At 73.8% G+C, this 15,555-nt stretch carries 16 protein-coding genes; 8 read left to right on the top strand and 8 right to left on the bottom strand.

Annotation, left to right across the window (positions count from 1 at the left end; translation table 11 throughout):
* Positions 1-10 precede the first annotated feature (10 nt).
* Positions 11-898 carry a DMT family transporter gene (locus tag KYT88_RS12230; RefSeq protein ID WP_051629182.1) on the top strand — a complete coding sequence of 296 codons (888 nt, stop codon included), beginning with the start codon at positions 11-13 and terminating at the stop codon, positions 896-898.
* Here the strand turns inward: KYT88_RS12230 and KYT88_RS12225 are convergent.
* Genes KYT88_RS12225 through KYT88_RS12215 form a run of 3 tightly spaced genes read right to left on the bottom strand, consistent with a single transcriptional unit; the run spans position 895 to position 2,655 of the window.
* Positions 895-1,314 carry a hypothetical protein gene (locus KYT88_RS12225; RefSeq protein ID WP_043583442.1) on the bottom strand — a complete coding sequence of 140 codons (420 nt, stop codon included), beginning with the start codon at positions 1,312-1,314 and terminating at the stop codon, positions 895-897. The two genes, KYT88_RS12230 and KYT88_RS12225, sit on opposite strands and share 4 nt — an antisense overlap.
* A 55-nt stretch (positions 1,315-1,369) precedes the next feature.
* The gene (locus KYT88_RS12220; RefSeq protein ID WP_051629183.1) at positions 1,370-2,074 is read right to left on the bottom strand and encodes an HAD family hydrolase; all 705 of its coding nucleotides are present in this window, start codon (positions 2,072-2,074) and stop codon (positions 1,370-1,372) included.
* Positions 2,075-2,112: 38 nt separating this feature from the next.
* Positions 2,113-2,655: a CGNR zinc finger domain-containing protein gene (locus KYT88_RS12215; protein WP_051629184.1), complete on the bottom strand. Its 543-nt coding sequence runs from the start codon at positions 2,653-2,655 to the stop codon at positions 2,113-2,115.
* Positions 2,656-2,699: 44 nt separating this feature from the next.
* Here KYT88_RS12215 and KYT88_RS12210 point away from each other — a divergent pair, with 44 nt between their 5' ends.
* A complete protein-coding gene (locus tag KYT88_RS12210) occupies positions 2,700-3,575 on the top strand; it encodes an alpha/beta fold hydrolase (RefSeq protein WP_043583446.1) in 876 nt (291 codons plus the stop codon).
* 12 nt (positions 3,576-3,587) lie between these two features.
* Here KYT88_RS12210 and KYT88_RS12205 read toward each other — a convergent pair whose 3' ends face one another.
* Positions 3,588-5,294 (bottom strand): glycosyltransferase family 39 protein, encoded by a 1,707-nt coding sequence (locus tag KYT88_RS12205; RefSeq protein ID WP_043583448.1) that lies wholly within the window; start codon positions 5,292-5,294, stop codon positions 3,588-3,590.
* On the opposite strand from KYT88_RS12205, the gene KYT88_RS12200 reads away from it, so the two are divergent.
* Positions 5,293-6,480: a ThiF family adenylyltransferase gene (locus tag KYT88_RS12200; RefSeq protein ID WP_043583450.1), complete on the top strand. Its 1,188-nt coding sequence runs from the start codon at positions 5,293-5,295 to the stop codon at positions 6,478-6,480. The genes KYT88_RS12205 and KYT88_RS12200 overlap by 2 nt on opposite strands.
* Positions 6,477-7,286, top strand: coding sequence for a nucleotidyltransferase domain-containing protein (locus KYT88_RS12195; protein WP_043583452.1), 810 nt, complete (start codon positions 6,477-6,479; stop codon positions 7,284-7,286). The genes KYT88_RS12200 and KYT88_RS12195 overlap by 4 nt, the downstream gene beginning before the upstream one ends.
* An 8-nt stretch (positions 7,287-7,294) precedes the next feature.
* Here KYT88_RS12195 and KYT88_RS12190 read toward each other — a convergent pair whose 3' ends face one another.
* The gene (locus tag KYT88_RS12190) at positions 7,295-8,572 is read right to left on the bottom strand and encodes a hypothetical protein (RefSeq protein WP_043583453.1); all 1,278 of its coding nucleotides are present in this window, start codon (positions 8,570-8,572) and stop codon (positions 7,295-7,297) included.
* Positions 8,573-8,794: 222 nt separating this feature from the next.
* Here KYT88_RS12190 and KYT88_RS12185 point away from each other — a divergent pair, with 222 nt between their 5' ends.
* The gene (locus tag KYT88_RS12185) at positions 8,795-9,406 is read left to right on the top strand and encodes a GNAT family N-acetyltransferase (RefSeq protein ID WP_043583455.1); all 612 of its coding nucleotides are present in this window, start codon (positions 8,795-8,797) and stop codon (positions 9,404-9,406) included.
* A 52-nt stretch (positions 9,407-9,458) separates the two neighbouring features.
* Here the strand turns inward: KYT88_RS12185 and KYT88_RS12180 are convergent, their stop codons facing one another.
* Positions 9,459-9,956, bottom strand: a complete 498-nt coding sequence (locus KYT88_RS12180) for a YflT domain-containing protein (protein ID WP_043583457.1) — start codon at positions 9,954-9,956, stop codon at positions 9,459-9,461.
* Between the two features lie 108 nt (positions 9,957-10,064).
* Here KYT88_RS12180 and KYT88_RS12175 point away from each other — a divergent pair, with 108 nt between their 5' ends.
* Positions 10,065-10,571, top strand: coding sequence for a MarR family winged helix-turn-helix transcriptional regulator (locus KYT88_RS12175; RefSeq protein ID WP_051629185.1), 507 nt, complete (start codon positions 10,065-10,067; stop codon positions 10,569-10,571).
* A 54-nt stretch (positions 10,572-10,625) separates the two neighbouring features.
* On the opposite strand, the gene KYT88_RS12170 is transcribed toward KYT88_RS12175, so the two are convergent.
* Positions 10,626-11,102, bottom strand: a complete 477-nt coding sequence (locus KYT88_RS12170) for an OsmC family protein (protein WP_043583528.1) — start codon at positions 11,100-11,102, stop codon at positions 10,626-10,628.
* A gap of 167 nt (positions 11,103-11,269) precedes the next feature.
* Positions 11,270-12,109, bottom strand: coding sequence for a trypsin-like serine protease (locus tag KYT88_RS12165; protein ID WP_051629187.1), 840 nt, complete (start codon positions 12,107-12,109; stop codon positions 11,270-11,272).
* A gap of 315 nt (positions 12,110-12,424) precedes the next feature.
* Here KYT88_RS12165 and KYT88_RS12160 point away from each other — a divergent pair, with 315 nt between their 5' ends.
* Complete coding sequence (locus tag KYT88_RS12160; RefSeq protein WP_043583532.1) at positions 12,425-14,458, top strand: aldo/keto reductase; 2,034 nt, start codon at positions 12,425-12,427, stop codon at positions 14,456-14,458.
* The gene (locus tag KYT88_RS12155; protein ID WP_081840881.1) at positions 14,437-15,516 is read left to right on the top strand and encodes a LacI family DNA-binding transcriptional regulator; all 1,080 of its coding nucleotides are present in this window, start codon (positions 14,437-14,439) and stop codon (positions 15,514-15,516) included. The genes KYT88_RS12160 and KYT88_RS12155 overlap by 22 nt, the downstream gene beginning before the upstream one ends.
* The last annotated feature ends 39 nt before the right edge of the window (positions 15,517-15,555 follow it).

The raw sequence follows: 15,555 nt of genomic DNA, 5'->3' as shown, positions 1-15,555 counted from the left end.
GCTCCGCACCATGCGCACGATGCTGCCCCGCGCCATCCGGCCGTCCCGCCCCGAGTGGGCGCTCATCGGCATCACGGCGATCTGGGGCGGCACGTTCCTCGCGGTGCACGTGGCGATGGAGCACAGCGGGCCGCTCTTCTTCGTCGGGCTCCGCTTCCTCGCGGCGGGGCTGATCAGCGCGGTCCTCTTCCGCCGGGCCCTCCGCGGGATGCGCCGGATCGACCTCGCGGCCGGGTCGGCGATCGGCGTCATGATCTTCCTCGGCTACGGCCTCCAGACGTACGGGCTGCAGACGATCCCGAGCAGCACGTCCGCCTTCATCACCGCGCTATACGTGCCGCTGGTGCCGCTGCTGCAGTGGGCGGCGTTCCGGAAGCGGCCGAGCGCGCTGGCCCTCGTGGGCGTCGCGCTCGCCTTCGTCGGGCTGCTCCTCGTCGCCGGTCCGCAGGAGGGCGTGGCGTTGGGTGCGGGGGAGCTGGCGACGCTGGTCAGCACGCTCCCGATCGCCGCCGAGATCATCCTCATCGGACTGTTCGCCGGTCGCGTCGACGTCGGCCGGGTGACCGTCGTGCAGCTCTTCGTCGCCGGCGCGCTCTCGCTCGCGTGCATGCCGCTGGCCGGGGAGGCGATCCCCGCCTTCTCGTGGGTGTGGCTCGTGGCGGCGGTGGCGCTCGGGGCGAGCAGCTGCCTCATCCAGCTCACGATGAACTGGGCGCAGCGCTCCGTCTCGCCGACCCGCGCCACGATCATCTACGCGGGCGAGCCGGTCTGGGCGGGCGTGGTCGGACGCGTGGCGGGGGAGCGGCTGCCCGCGCTCGCGATCCTCGGCGCGGCGCTCATCGTCGCGGGGACGGTCGTCAGCGAGCTGCGGCCGCGGCCGGCGCGGGAGCCCGTCTAGCGCACGGCGCCCGTCGCGCGGAGGTGGTGGATCAGGTCGGCGGGATCGGCGCACATCGCCTCGAACACCAGGTGGAGCGTCTCGGTGCGGTCCGGCGGGCCCACAGCGACGCAGGGCTTCCCGAGCCCGAACGCGATGCCGGCCTCCATGTGCGCGGCAGCTCCTGCCGGGAGCACCAGCACGAACCGGTCGGCGGCACGGAGCGCGGCGAGGTCCTGCTCGAACAGCCCGCGGATCCCCGGGGCGTCGAGGTCGGCGTCGTCCGCGCCGCCCGGAACCGCGAAGGCGGCGGCCTCGGCGTCGTAGGAGGCCCGGATGAAGCAGGTGGACCGCGCGCCCACGCCGTCGAGCGCGTCGAGGACATCGGCGATCGCCTGACGACTGCGCCAGCTGCCGGCGACGAAGAAGGTGCTCACGGGGTGACGTTACTGCGGGCGACGGGGCTGGGGCGGCGGCGTGCGGCGATCTGTCTCATCGGGAGACAGGGAGGCCGTCGACGATACGCGCCGCAGCGTCGCCCAGCGTGAGCGCTGCGTCGTCGCCCGACGGGCGGTGGACGAGCATGGCCCGCATGCCGACCGCCCGCGCGCCCGCGACGTCGGCGACGGGGTGGTCGCCGACCATCCAGCTGTCCCTGGCTGCGCCCGTCATCCGCAGCGCGGCCTCGAACATGCGGGGATCCGGCTTCTCCATCCCGAGCGATGCGCTGGTGATGGTCCGAGTGACCGGGGGTGCGAACCCGAGCGCGCGCACGAGGTCCGGAAGCTCGGGGGCGTGGTTGCTGAGGATGACGCTCGGGAGCCCCGCACGCGAGACGGCGTCGAGGGCCTCGTGCGCGCCCGGGAGGATCCGCCACGCATCAGGCCGGTAGTAGACGCGTGGGACCTCGGCCATCACGCGCTCCGTGGTCGCCCCGTCGACGCCCGCCTCCCGGCACGCGCTCCCGAGGGCCGGGGATGCCTCCGCCCACCAGTCGGATGCGCGGGCGTGGAGGCCCATGCCGCCGGGGCCCCAGCGCGGGAAGCCGGTGCGAAGTACTCGGTCGAGGGCCTCCAGGTCCACCGCCTGCGTCGGGTTGACGGCGAGGATCGCCTCCTGGAGCACGCTCGGCCACATCCCGTCACGGGCGGCGAGGGTGCCGTCGAAGTCCCAGAACACCATCAGCGCGTCGCCCATGCGCCCACCGTACGGGCGGGGAACGCGACCGCCGCGCGTCAGTCGCGCACCCGCTGCGCGTGCGCGCGGGCCTTCATCCGGTTGCCGCACGTCGCCATGGAGCACCACTTCGCGGTGCCCGGGCGGCTGTGGTCGACGAGGAAGAGCTCGCACTCGGCGTTGGCGCACGGGCGGAGGCGGCCGGGCAGGCGGGCGGTGACGCTCGACCAGGCGAGCACGGCGTCGACCGGGAGGCGGTCGTCGCGCGGCACGCGGATCTCCCAGTCCACGCCATCGGCGGTGACGCGCGGCCTGCGCACGACGCCGTCGACGACGGCGGCGAGCTCCTCGACCGCGGCGGGCGCGGCGTGTCCGCGGACGACGGCCTGGATCGCGTCGCGGGCGCGGCGCAGGCGCTCGAGCTCGGCGGCGGTGCCGGTGCCGCCCCACTCGCGGGCGAGCTCGCGGCCAGATGCGCCGGCGAGCCGGTCCTCGCGCCGCCCGTCGACCACCGGCGCGCTGTTCAGCACGGCCAGCAGCAGCTCCTCGTCCGGCTCCACGGCTCCTCGATCCTGCGCGCCCGGGTGGCGCGATGGATCCATGCTACCGTCCTGCTAACCACCAAAACAACTCAAAGGGGTTAGCCATGGTCACCGTCCACCACCGCACCGTCTCGGTCTCCGTCGACGGGCTCGACGGCCTCGACGTCTTCTGGCGCGAGGCCGGGCCCGCCGACGCGCCCGTGCTCCTGCTCCTGCACGGCTACCCGGCGAGCTCGCACATGTTCCGGCACCTGATCCCGGCGCTCGCGGGTCGCTTCCGCGTCATCGCGCCGGACCTCGTCGGGTTCGGCCGTTCTTCCGCGCCGTCCGTCGAGGACTTCGACTACACGTTCGCCGCGCTCGCCGAGGTGACCGCCCGCTTCCTCGCCGCGATCGGGGTCGAGCGCTACGCGATCTACGTGCAGGACTACGGCGCCCCCGTCGGCTGGCGGCTGGCGCTCGCGGATCCGTCCGCCGTCACGGGCGTCATCTCGCAGAACGGCAACGCCTACGAGGAGGGCTTCGTGCCGTCGTTCTGGGATCCGATCTGGGCCGACGCCGCCGAGCGCACCGACGCCACGCGCGACGCCCTCCGCCCCGCCCTCGGTCGCGCGGCCGTCGAGTGGCAGTACACGCACGGCGTGCCGGACCCGACGGCCGTGGATCCCGACGCCTGGGAGCACGACCTCGCGCTCCTCGACCGCCCGGGCCAGGACGACGTGCAGCTCGCGCTCTTCCGCGACTACGCCACCAACCGCGAGCTGTACCCGGCGGTGCACGCCTGGCTCCGCGAGTCCCGCGTGCCGCTGCTCGCGATCTGGGGACGGAACGACGAGATCTTCGCCGCGGCCGGCGCCGAGGCCTTCCGCCGTGACGCCCCGCAGGCGCGGATCGAGCTCGTCGACGGCGGGCACTTCCTGCTCGAGTCGCACCTCGACCGCGTCGTGGCGGCGATCGGGGAGTGGAGCCCCGTGGCCTGAGGTGCCGCGGGATCAGCCCGCCGCGACCCGCTCGTAGCGCTCGACGTTCGCGTTCATCACGTGCCAGGCGTCGGTCTTGGCGAAGCCGCGCGGGGTGAGGGCCTCGGCCACGTCGTCGCGGATGTCCTGCTTGTCGCTCGTGACCAGCCACACGACGTCGGCGCCGTCGACCTCGTCGACCCGGTCGGCGAGCGGGTAGGTCTGCTCCCAGAGGCCGTCGGTGTCGCCCGGCGGGGTGCGCAGGAGGATGTCGTCCATGCCGCGGAACGCGTCCGGGTAGGAGTACGCGACGATGCGCGAGGTCGCCTTCGGGTGGCGGCGGACCGGCCCGAAGATCACAGCCTCGGTGGTGCCGGGGGCCTCCTGCGCGCGCTCCTCCGACACGATCCGCGCGATGGCGGCCCAGTCGGAGTCGGCCTTCACGGTCGTCGTGCGGTCGTGCACCAGCTGCATCACCGACAGCGCGACGAGCACGGCCGTGACGGCGGCGACGAGCGGCTTCCACTTCAGCGCGAGGATCCCGACCGCCATGAGCATCGCGAAGGCGGGCGCCGTGTACGCCATGTAGCGCGGCGAGTAGAGCGGCGACATGAGGGTGGACGCGCCGATGAGCAGCAGCGTCGGCACGACGAACCAGACGACCGCGAGCTGCAGGATCGTCGGCGACCATCCGGCGTGAAGGTACGCGGACTCGAACTCGGCGAGGGCTCCCTCTGGCTCGAGGCGCGAGGCGCGGCGGGCGCGCACCAGGCGGATCCCGCGGCGCACCAGCAGCGCGAGGCCCACGAGCGCGAGCGCCCAGGCGAGGAAGCCGAAGACGTCGTTCTGGTAGAAGAGCTGCGTCGAGATCACCTGCGTGATCGTGTTCGGCCCGATGGGCTTGATCCACCCGACCTGGCCCGACTGCTCCGTCACCACGCGCACGAGCGGCAGCGACAGCAGCCCCGCCGTGATGGAGGCGAGCGCCCAGCCGAGCAGCGACACGACCATGGGCCGGCGGCTGCGGCGGCCGACGCGCGCGGATGCGATGGCCCACAGGATCACGACGCCGTGCGCGCCCACGAGCAGCGCGAGGTACACGAAGGTGGATGCGCCGAGCCACGCGAGCAGCCCGTACAGCGCCCACCATCTGGCCTGCACCTGCCAGCGGGATCCGGCACGGCGGGCCGCGAGCACGAACGCGACGGTGAGCGCCACCGCGATGAGGGTGCCGAGCGCGAACGAGCGCCCTTCCGTGCCCATCCACGCCGAGCGCGGGATCACGACGAAGACGATGCCGGCGACGATGCCGGTCGCGCGAGTGGAGATCGTGCGGGTGAGCAGCACCACGCCCGCGGCGGCCAGGCCGATGAACACCGCGCTCGGGAAGCGCAGCGACGTGGGCGAGTAGCCGACCAGCTCGAACCACACCTTCATGCCCGCGTAGTAGAGGCCGTGGACGGCGTCGACCGTGCTGAGCTCGCGCAGGAGGTCGTCCCAGCCGCGCGTGGCCGAGATCACGGTGGCGGCCTCGTCGTACCAGACGGAGGGGGCGCCGGCGAGGGGGAGCGCGAGCAGGAAGCCGAGGAGGCCGATGAGCCAGGCGTCGCCCCAGCGGCGGTGGTGGAAACGGCCGAGGGGGCCGGACGGGCGGCCGCCGCGGGGACCGTCGGCGGGCCGTCGTACGCTGGGTCCGGTCGACGCGCGTCCGCGTCCGCCGTCCGTACGGAGGTCTGTCATGGGGTCGTCTCTGCCGCTCGTCGATCTGGACGGCACGCACCCCGGGGGGCGGGGCCTCGGTGGTCATGGCTCCGGGCAGGATGCGCACGAACGGCGCGAACGCCACTCCCGGCACCTCGCCCTTCCCGGCATCGGGATGGGGGGTCAGTCCCGCATCGACCAGGCGCGCGTGCTCGTGATCGGCGCGGGCGGCCTCGGTTCCCCCGTGCTGCAGTACCTGGCCGCGGCGGGGATCGGGACCCTCGGAATCGTAGACGACGATGCTGTGGACCTCTCCAACCTCCAGCGCCAGACCATCCACGGCACGCCCGACGTCGGCCGACCGAAGACCTCGTCAGCAGCGGATTCCGTCCACCGCACCGACCCCGGCGTCGAGGTCGTCGAGCACGCGGAGCGCCTGACGAACGACAACGCCATCCGGATCCTCAGCGGATACGACGTGGTCGTCGACGCCACCGACAACTTCGCCACCCGGTACCTCATCAGCGACGCGGCGGCCCTGGTCGGCGTGCCGTGCGTGTGGGGATCCGTGTACCGGTGGGACGCGCAGGTCACCGTCTTCTGGGACGCGGCGCCCGGCGGCCGCGGCATCGACTACCGCGACGTGTTCCCCGAGCCGCCGGCCGACGGCGCCGTGCTCTCCTGCGAGGAGGCGGGCGTGTTCGGCGCGGTGTGCGGCACGGTCGGTGCGCTCATGGCGACCGAGGTCATCAAGCTCGTCACGGGCGCGGGGACGCCGCTGATCGGCCGGGTCGTCGTGCTCGACGCGCTCGCCGGCACCAGCCGCACCATCGGCGTGAAGCGCGCGAAGGGCCGCCAGCGGGTCACGGCGCTCGCCGACTACGACCTGTTCTGCGGCGTGGGCGCGGCGACCGACGGCACCGAGCTCGACGCGGAGGAGGTGGAGCGGATCCTCGCCTCCGAAGAGGAGGTGGTGCTCCTCGACGTGCGCGAGCCCGACGAGCGCCTCGTCGACTCCATCCCCGGCCATGTCGCCGTGCCCGTGCGCATCGTCACGGTGGATCCGGGCGCGGTGCCCGGCGAGATCACCGACCGCGTGATCGTCTACTGCGCCTCCGGCGTGCGCTCGCGGGCGGCCGCGGCGGCGCTGCGCGAGGCGGGCCGGGACGCGGTGAGCCTCCGCGGCGGGATCCAGTCCTGGCGGAGCGTGGCGGGGCGGGCATGACGGGCGGCGTCGACGCGGGTCCGATCCTCGGGCTCGACGACGACGCGTTCCTCGAGCACGTCGCCGATGCCCTCGCCGCGGTGCCCGCCGTGCGGGGCGTCGCGCTCGGCGGATCCCGCGCCCAGGGTGTCGCCCGGCCCGACAGCGACTGGGACGTGGCCGTCTTCTACCGCGGATCCTTCGATCCCGAGGCCCTGCGCGCCCTCGGCTGGCCCGGCGTCCTCAGCGCGCGCGGCGGCTGGGGCCGGATCTTCGACGGCGGCGGCGCGCTCCGCGTCGACGGCCGCACGGTCGACGTGCACTACCGCGACCTGGACGCGATCGAGGCCGTCCACGAGGAGGCGCTCGCCGGCCGCTTCACCCTCGACACGCTGCTCTTCCACCAGGCGGGCCTGCCGAGCACGATCCTCCTCGCCGAGGTCGGCGTGAACCGTCCCCTCCGCGGCGAGGTGCCGGCGTTCCCGTACCCGCCGGCCCTGCGCGCGTCCGCGCCCGGGATCTGGTGGCAGCGCGCCGAGCTCACGCTGCACTACGCCCGCGAGGGTCACGCCCGCCACGGTCGGGTCGCACAGTGCGCCGGTCTCCTCTCGGAGGCGGCGTGCTCCGCGGCGCACGCGATCCTCGCCCACCGCGGCGAGTGGATCACCAACGAGAAGCAGCTGCTGACGCGGGCGGGGCTCCGCGGGATCGATGCGGTCGTCGGGCGCATGGGCACCGAGCCCGCCGAGCTGCTCCGCGCGGTCGACGCGGTGGAGCTCCTTCTCGTCGAGGCGGTGCGGCGGGACGGGATCGCGCTCGGGGGCTGATCCGAGGCTCAGGGCTGCGCGTCGTCGCCGGTCTCGAGCTCGCCCGGACCGTCGCCCTTGCCCTTGCGGCGCCGGAGCGCGCCTTCCGCGAGCTTGAGCTGGAGTCCGTCGGCGGCCGCACGACCCCGACCGAACGCCGCGGCGCCGAAGCGACGCGCGGCGTCCACTCCCTCCGCTCCCTGGTCGCGTGCCGAGTCCCAGGTGTCGCCCACCGCGACCAGCCAGGGCCGCGCCTTCAGCGACTCGCGCTCGTCGGCCACGCCCAGCAGGCCGTTGAATTGCACGACGCCGGTGGCGACCCGGTTGCTGGATCCCACGACGGCCCGCGAGTCGAAGGGGTTCAGCAGCACCTTCGCGTTCGCGGTGCCGGCCGCGGCGTCCATGCGCTCGAGGAGCCGGTCGGTCGTGCGACCGATCACGGCGAGGCGGTTCTGCCGCACGGTGCGCAGCGCGAGGCGGTGTTGGTCGAGCTCATCGGGTGCGGCGTCGAGGACGCGGTCGAGCTCGAGGACACCGGTGGCCTCCTGGAGCTGGAAGCAGCGGGCGAGCACCGCGAGCCACTCACGCACGGTGGACTCGGCGTCCTTCGTCACCCGTACGAGGTCGTCGACCTTCGTCGTCTTCTCCATCTTCTCGGCGAGGGAATCGAGCTGACGGAGCGCATAGCCCTGCGTGCGCCCGAGCGTCATGGACGTGCCCTGCACCTTGGACCACGTCGTCTCGGAGACGCGTCCGACCTTCTCCCGGATCATCATCGCCTCGTCGATCACCATCTCGACGCCGATCATGTCGGCGAGCACGGCGTCCTTCTGCCCGCGGAGGATGTCGTCGACTTTCTCGTCGATGACGGCGAGGTAGTCGCTGATCTCGTCCATCGTCTGCTGCATGGCGTACTGGGCCATGATCCCGGCGGCGCCGGAGAGGATCGCCGGGTTGGTCAGGTACGCGCCCGGACCCCGTGCGAATTCGACGATGCCCTTGATCTTGTTGCCGTCCATGATCACTCCGCGGTCGAGGCCGGGCAGCGACCCCTTCATGGCGGAGTGCTGCTTGAGGAGCGCCGTCGACTTCTCCGACAGCTTCACCCATCGCCCGTGGTTCTCGGCGACGACCGATCCCGCCTGCATCGCGGCCGCCGCCATGCCGGCCACGGGCTTCAACCGCTCGAGCCCGAGGTCCCGACCCTTCGGCAAGTCGTTGGCCGCGAGGAAGCGCTCCACCGCGGCCGGCTCGCCGATGACGGCCAGGCCGTCGCCATCGCTGATCAGCTGGACGTCGTCATCCACGGGGACTCCTTCGGGTGGGCGGGCAGCCTGGTCGGGCACGGCCTGAGCCTCCCACCGAGCAGGCCGCCCGTGTCGCCCCCGATCGGGGCACCTCCCCTTCGCCGCTGCGCCCGATTGCTCCGAGGAGGCGCAGCGTCCCGTGGCTCCACCGAGCAGGCGCCGGTGCCGACGGTGCCGATCGGTCGCGTTCCCCGGACGGCCGCGCCGTGCCAGGCTCGCGGAATGAGCGCCGAGCCCGTCATCGCCCGATCCGACGATCCGCGGGTGGCGGAGCTGCTCGCCGCCGGCTGGATCGTGACCGCCCGGTCGTGGGGCGCGCAGCTCGACGCGGCGGACGTGGATCCCGCCCGCCTGCGCACGCTGGTCGACCGGGTCGCCGGGTCCGCGGTGCTCCGCGAGCTGGGCCCGGCCGACGTCGGTGCGATCCTCGCGCTCGACGCCGCCACGCTCGACGACTACCCGGGCGGCCCGGCCACCCGGCACGCGGGACTCACGGCCGATTCCGCCCGCGTCCCGGCACCCGGCCGCCGCGGCTACGGCGCGTTCGACGCCGCTGGCGCGCTCCTCGCGATGACGTTCGTCGACCTGGATCCCACCAGCCGCGCCGCCGAGACCGACGTGACGGTCGTCGACGCCGCCCACCGCGGGCGCGGCCTCGGCACGGCCGTGAAGGCGGCCTCCGTGCAGGCGCTCCTCGAGGCGGTCGTCACGTCGTTCCGCACCGGCGGATCGAGCGAGAACGCGGCGATCATCGCGGCCGGCGCGTCTCTCGGCTACCGCATCGACGAGGAGTGGCTCACTCTCGAGGCGCCCGAGGACGCACCCCGGACATGACGACGCGGACGGGCGGCTGAGCCGTCCGTCCGCATCGTCATGCTGCGGCGGGTCAGGCGCGCGGCGCGCCCGTCGTGTCGAACAGGATGCGCGACGCCTCGGCTGCCCGCGCGCTGTCGACCAGCACGTCGTAGCGGCCGGCCGTCAGCGTCTGGATGGAGGCGAAGTCGCGCTTGCCGCGGGTCGCGTAGTGGCCGACGAAGCCGAACAGCGCACCCCAGAGCGCGCCGATGCCGACCGCGACGAGCAGCACGCCGAGCCACGCGACGCCGGGCGTGAAGATCCCGAACAGCAGGCCCAGCATGAGGCCGAACCACGCGCCGCCCGCGGCTCCGCGCACGGCGGCGCTGCCGTTGGTGACCCGGCCCGTCACGGTCTCGACGGTGCGGACGTCGTGGCCGACGATCTGCGTCGAGGCGACGGGGAACTCCTTGTCGGACAGCGTGTCGACGGCGGCCTGCGCGTCGGCGTAGTCGGTGTAGCTCGCGATCACCTCGCGGGGCGTGGCCGGGACGGCGTGCGCGCGGGGGTCGGTGCTCGGGGTGGACATGGGGTGCTTCCTCTCGGATCGTGCGGGGCGTGCGTTCCGTCCGGGTCCGGACGATATGGTTTGAGGATACCAACGGTCGGCGAGCACGGAGGGGACGGGGATCGAACGGTGAGCGAGCTCCCAGGCAAGGGCGGTGATGCCGTCGGCGCGGCGATGGAGCGCGCGGTCCTCGCGATCACCCGCTGGGCGTCGCGGCCCGACGTGCGACGGCGCATGCTCGCCGACGAGGGCGGGGCGTTCTCATCCACCGACACGTGGCTCCTCGCCCACCTCGCCGAGTGCGGCGCGACCCGGATGCGCGTGCTCGCCGACTGGCAGGGCGTCGACAAGTCGACGATGACCGCGCACGTGCGGCGCCTCGAGGAGCGGGGTCTCGTGATCCGCGAGCCCGATCCCGACGACCGGCGCGCCGTCCTCGTGCGCGCGACGCCCGACGCCGAGCGGGTGCTCGACCGCAACTCCGCGACCGCCCGCGCGCTCCTCGGCGAGCTCGTGGGGGAGTGGTCGCCGCGGGAGCGCACCGAGCTGATCCGGCTGCTCGGGCGGCTCGTCGCCGAGATCGAGGAGGCGGGCGGAGGTCGGACGGCCGACGCCGCGGACCGCGCCGCCCGGTGAGCAGCGCGGTCCGGCGACGGACGCCTCCGGTGCAGGGCGTCTCCGGTGGGGTGATCAGACCCGCGCGAGCGCCCGGTTCGTCCAGGCGTTCGTGATCTCCACGCCGGCCCGCTCGAAGAGCTGCGTGAGCGGGCAGCGGCGCGCGACCTCGGCGACGAACGCGTCGAAGGCGGCGTCGTCGAGCTCGGTCTCGAGATCGACCGTGAGGGTCAGGCGCTGGAACGTGCCGTCGCCCTCGGCGCCGAAGACGAGCACGGAGTTGTCGAGCTCGGCCTGCACGCGGCCCTCGAAGGCGCCGAGGGTGATCCCCTGGCCGAGCGCGACGATCGTCGCCGTCACCTGGTTGCACGAGACGTACGCGGAGAGCACGAGGTCGAGCGGGCTGGGCGCGCTGTCCGTGCCGCCGAACGCGGGATGGCCCTCGGCGCGGACGGCGTGCTCGCTCCCCGCGATCGCCACCTCCTGGAGGACGCCGGAACCCGTCCCGCGGAGGTCGAACTCGAGGACGGATCCCTTGGGGTGCTGCGGCATGGTGCGCTCCTTCGTCGTGCGGGTCGGGGTCGGCCGGCCCGCCGTGGTGCGCTCGACGATAGGCAGCCGGGCTGCGATCCGGGCCCGCGTGACGGAACGTGACACGGCGAGCACCCGCTGGCGAGGGGTCCGGTGGCCGTCGGGCGTCCGCCGGCCACCGGATGGGATCAGCGCACGGGCGCCAGCACGTAGGCCGGCAGCTCCGCGAGCACCTGGTCGATCGACGTGTAGAGCAGGAAATGCCCGTTCTCCGTCTGACCGGAGATGATGCCGACCAGCTTGTGTCCGTAGGTCACGACCGGTCCTCCTGAGTCGCCGCCGGTGATGGCGTCGTGCTCGTCCGACTCGCCCGCCGACACGTGGTTCCACCTCGTCTCGACGCCCGGGGGAAGGCTCACGGGCTGGAACACGCACTTCACCCCGGATGCGAATCCGCTGGTGCAGAACCGTCCCTCCGGGCGTGCGGTGCCCTGGACCGGCTGGCGTCCGATGCGGCCGCGGTTCGGCATGAACACCTGGCCGTTGGCGCGCGCCGTGTACGTCTGGATGGGGCTGCAGAACGCCGCCGACGAGTGGTGCGACCGGCAGTAGAGCGTGCGCTCGTCGGGCTGGGGTGAGACGCGGATCAGCTCGATGTCGGAGTTGTGGGGCGAGATCCAGTCGACCGTGCCGATGGCCGCGATGCCGACGTGGACCGAGGAGTACATCGGCCCGCAGTGCGCCGCCGTGACGATGTACCGCGTCGCCTTCTGGTACGGGGTGAGGGTCAGGTACCAGGCGCGCGGAATGAGGACGGCGCCCACCGTGCAGGTGCCCGCGGACGAGTTGATCTTCGAGCCCGCGATGACGGGGAGGGTGTACCGGTCATCGGCGCTCGCCGGCGCCGCGCCCGCGGTCGTCAGGGCCGCGACGGCGGCGACGGCCGCGACGAGGGCGAGCAGTCGGGAGCGGATCCTGCGGCGGGGGCCGCTCGGATCGCGGGGTCTGCGGTATCGGACGAGATGCATGCTTCTCCTTCAGGGATGCGCCGCGCGACCGCGCGACGAGAGAGCGGAGGCACCGGGCGGCCGCGCCAGGATGTCCTGGCGGCCGCCCTCCTCCGCGAGCGGACGCTAGCGACGGCGCCGGGCGCGGGGAGCGTGCAGCGCACATGCCGGATCCCTCCGGGCAGGTCTCGGGATCGTCGGCGCGCAGACGCTGGTTCGGCTGCTAGGACGTGAACGTTCACGAACCGGCCCCGCCCGCGCTCTTGACTACCCGCCTCGGCTGGCCGTAGCTTCGTCGTGAACGTTCACGCCGACGACGCCGCGAAGGGCCCCACCATGACCGACCCCACCCCGACCACGCAGACCGCCCCCGGCTGGGCGGTCCTCGGCCCGGGCAGCATCGCCCGCCGCTTCCTCTCCCAGCTGCCCGCGAGCGAGCGCGACGCGCGCCTCGTGGCGGCCGGCAGCTCCAGCGCCGAGCGCGCCGGGGCCTTCGCCGCCGAGGCCGCCGACCACGGCTTCGCCGACGTCACGGGCGCCGACTACGACGCCGTCCTCGCGGACCCAGACGTCGACGCCGTCTACATCTCCACGGTGCACACTGGCCACGCCGACCTCGTGATCCGCGCGCTCGAGGCAGGCAAGGCCGTCCTCTGCGAGAAGCCGCTCGCCGTCAACCACGGCACCGCGATGGCGCTCGTCGACGCGGCCCGCGCGGCCGGCCTCCCGCTCGTCGAGGCGTACATGTACCGCTTCCACCCGCAGACCGCGGCGCTCCTCGAGCTGCTGCGCGACGGCGTGATCGGCGAGGTCGCCCACGTCGACGCGTCCTTCTCCTTCCGCACCGGATCCCCCACCGGCCGCCTCTACGACACCGCGACCGCGGGCGGCGGGATCCTCGACGTCGGCGGCTACACCGTCACCGCCGCGGCCGCCGTCGTGCAGGCCGCGACCGGCATCGCCGTCGCCGAGCCGCTCACGATCGAGGTCGACGGCACGGTCGGCCCGACCGGTGTCGACGAGTGGTCCGTCGCGCGCGCGACCTACCGCGCCGGCGCCGGCCAGCCGGGCATCACCGCGACGCTCCGCACGGGTGTCGCGCTCGACGAGCCGCAGGCGCTCACGGTCCATGGCTCGAAGGGCCGCATCCACCTCAGCGACCCGTGGACCCTCGGTGATGCGCCCACCATCGAGGTCTCCGTCGTCGGCGAGGAGCCGCGCACGCTCTCGTTCGCGGGCGCGAAGCCGTACGCGATCGAGGCCGACGCCACGACCGACGCCCTCGCGGCCGGCCTCGGCGAGGCCGCGCAGATGACGCTCGACGAGACGCTCGCCACCGCCCGCACCCTCGACCGCTGGCGCGCCGCGCTGGAGCTGCGCTACCCGTTCGAGGCGGAGGACGCCGACATCCCCACGGTCTCCGGCCGACCCCTCGCGGTCCGCGACGACAGCCCCATGCTCTACGGCGAGATCCCCGGCGTCGGCAAGCGCATGTCGCGCCTCGTCATGGGCGTCGACAACCAGCCCGACCTGGCGCACGCTTCCGCGATCTTCGACCACTTCGTCGAGCAGGGCGGCAACGCCTTCGACACCGGCTACATCTACGGCGGCGGCGTGCTCGAGGGGCGCCTGGGGAAGTGGATCCGGAACCGCGGCATCCGCGAGGACGTGGTCGTCATCACCAAGGGCGCTCACACCCCGCACTGCGACCCCGAGTCGCTCACGAGCCAGCTGCTCGAGAGCCTCGAGCGCCAGGGCACCGACTACGCCGACATCTACCTCATGCACCGCGACAACCTCGAGGTGCCGGTGGGGGAGTTCGTCGACGTGATGGACGAGCACCAGCGCGCCGGGCGGATCCGCTCCTACGGCGTCTCCAACTGGACGCCCGAGCGCTTCGACGAGGCGCAGGCGTACGCGAAGGCCAATGGCCGCGCCGGGTTCCAGGCGCTGAGCGACCACTTCGGCCTGGCCGAGGCGTACGACGTGCCGTGGGCGGGATGCGTGCACGTCACGGATCCCGCGTCCAAGGCGTGGCTCGAGGAGCGGCAGATCCCGCTGCTCCCGTGGTCGTCGCAGGCGCGCGGCTTCTTCACGGGCCGCGCCCGCCCCGACGACCTGAGCGACCCGGAGCTCGTGCGCTGCTACTACGGCGACGACAACTTCGAGCGCCTGCGTCGCGCCGAGCAGCTGGGCGCGGAGCACGGCGTGCAGGCGACGGCGATCGCGCTCGCCTACGTGCTCGCGCAGCCGTTCCCGACGTTCCCGCTGTTCGGCCCGCGCACCATCACGGAGGTCCGCTCCTCGATGCGCGGCCTGTCCGTCGAGCTCACCCCGGAGCAGGTGGCGTGGCTGGACCTGCGCGGCTGAGCGGATCGGGCGCGGGCGGCCGCAGCCAGGGGTCCGGCTCCGGCTCCGGCTCGGGCTCGGGCTCGGGCGATGGCCCGGCCGGCCGCGCCACGATCCACGACGTCGCGGCCGCCGCCGGGGTCTCCCGTCAGACCGTGACCCGCGCCATGAACGGCATGGCGGGCATCAGCGAGGAGACGAAGCGGCGCGTGCTCGACGCTGCGGATCAGCTCGCGTACCGCCCGTCGCGGTTCGGCCGCGGGCTCGTGACGGGCGGGGATCACCAGCTCGGCCTCGTCGTCGACGACCTGCGGAACCCGTGGTCGCCCGAGCTCGCGGCCGCCGTGGTGCGGATCGCGGCGGCCCGCGGCTGGAACGTGTCGCTCGCCGACGTGGGCCTCGCCGCCGACTCCGACCGCATGGTCGAGGCGCTCGGCGCGCAGACCGACGCGGTGATCGGGACCCTCGGGTCGCGCGCCGCCGAGTGGATCGCCCGGCTCGGCTCGGTGCCCGTCGTCGAGCTGGATCCGCGCGGCGACCCCCTCCGTGCCGCCGTGCAGCTGGATCCCTCGGAGGCGATCGACGCGCTCGCCGACCACCTCGAGGCGGTCGGCGTGCGGCACCCGGTCGTGCTCGACGCCGCCGTCGCCGCGGGCCCCAGCCCCCGCGCCGCCCTGCTCGTGCGCGTGTTCGAGGCGCGGTCGATGGACGTGTCCGTCGTCCGCGCGTCCGCGCCCACCGCGGAGGCCGCCGCCGCCGCGACCGAGCGCGTCGTCGCCCGCCCGCGCACGGCCGACGCGATCGTCGCCTTCAACGACGTGTGCGCCCTCGGCGTGCTCTCCGCCTGCCGCCGCGCGGGCGTCGATGTTCCGGGCGACGTGCGCGTGGTCGGCATCGACGGCCTGTCCCTCGGCCGACTGCTCGCGCCCACCCTCACGACGCTCGCGGTGGACCTCGACGAGCTCGCCCGCCACGCGCTCGACCTCGCCGTCGCGATGATCGCGGGCGACCTGCCGCGCTCCGGCCCCGGAGTGATCCGCACGGTGCGGCACCAGCTGGTCGTGCGCGAGTCGGCGTGACCCGCCCCTCGCTCTGAGGGGAATTGTTCGCATAGAATG

Origin of the sequence: Clavibacter sp. A6099 (genome assembly GCF_021919125.1) — a bacterium.
Taxonomy (GTDB): Bacteria; Actinomycetota; Actinomycetes; order Actinomycetales; family Microbacteriaceae; genus Clavibacter; species Clavibacter seminis.
Note: the sequence above shows the minus strand (reverse complement) of the source record. Positions and strands in the feature narration are given on the sequence as shown.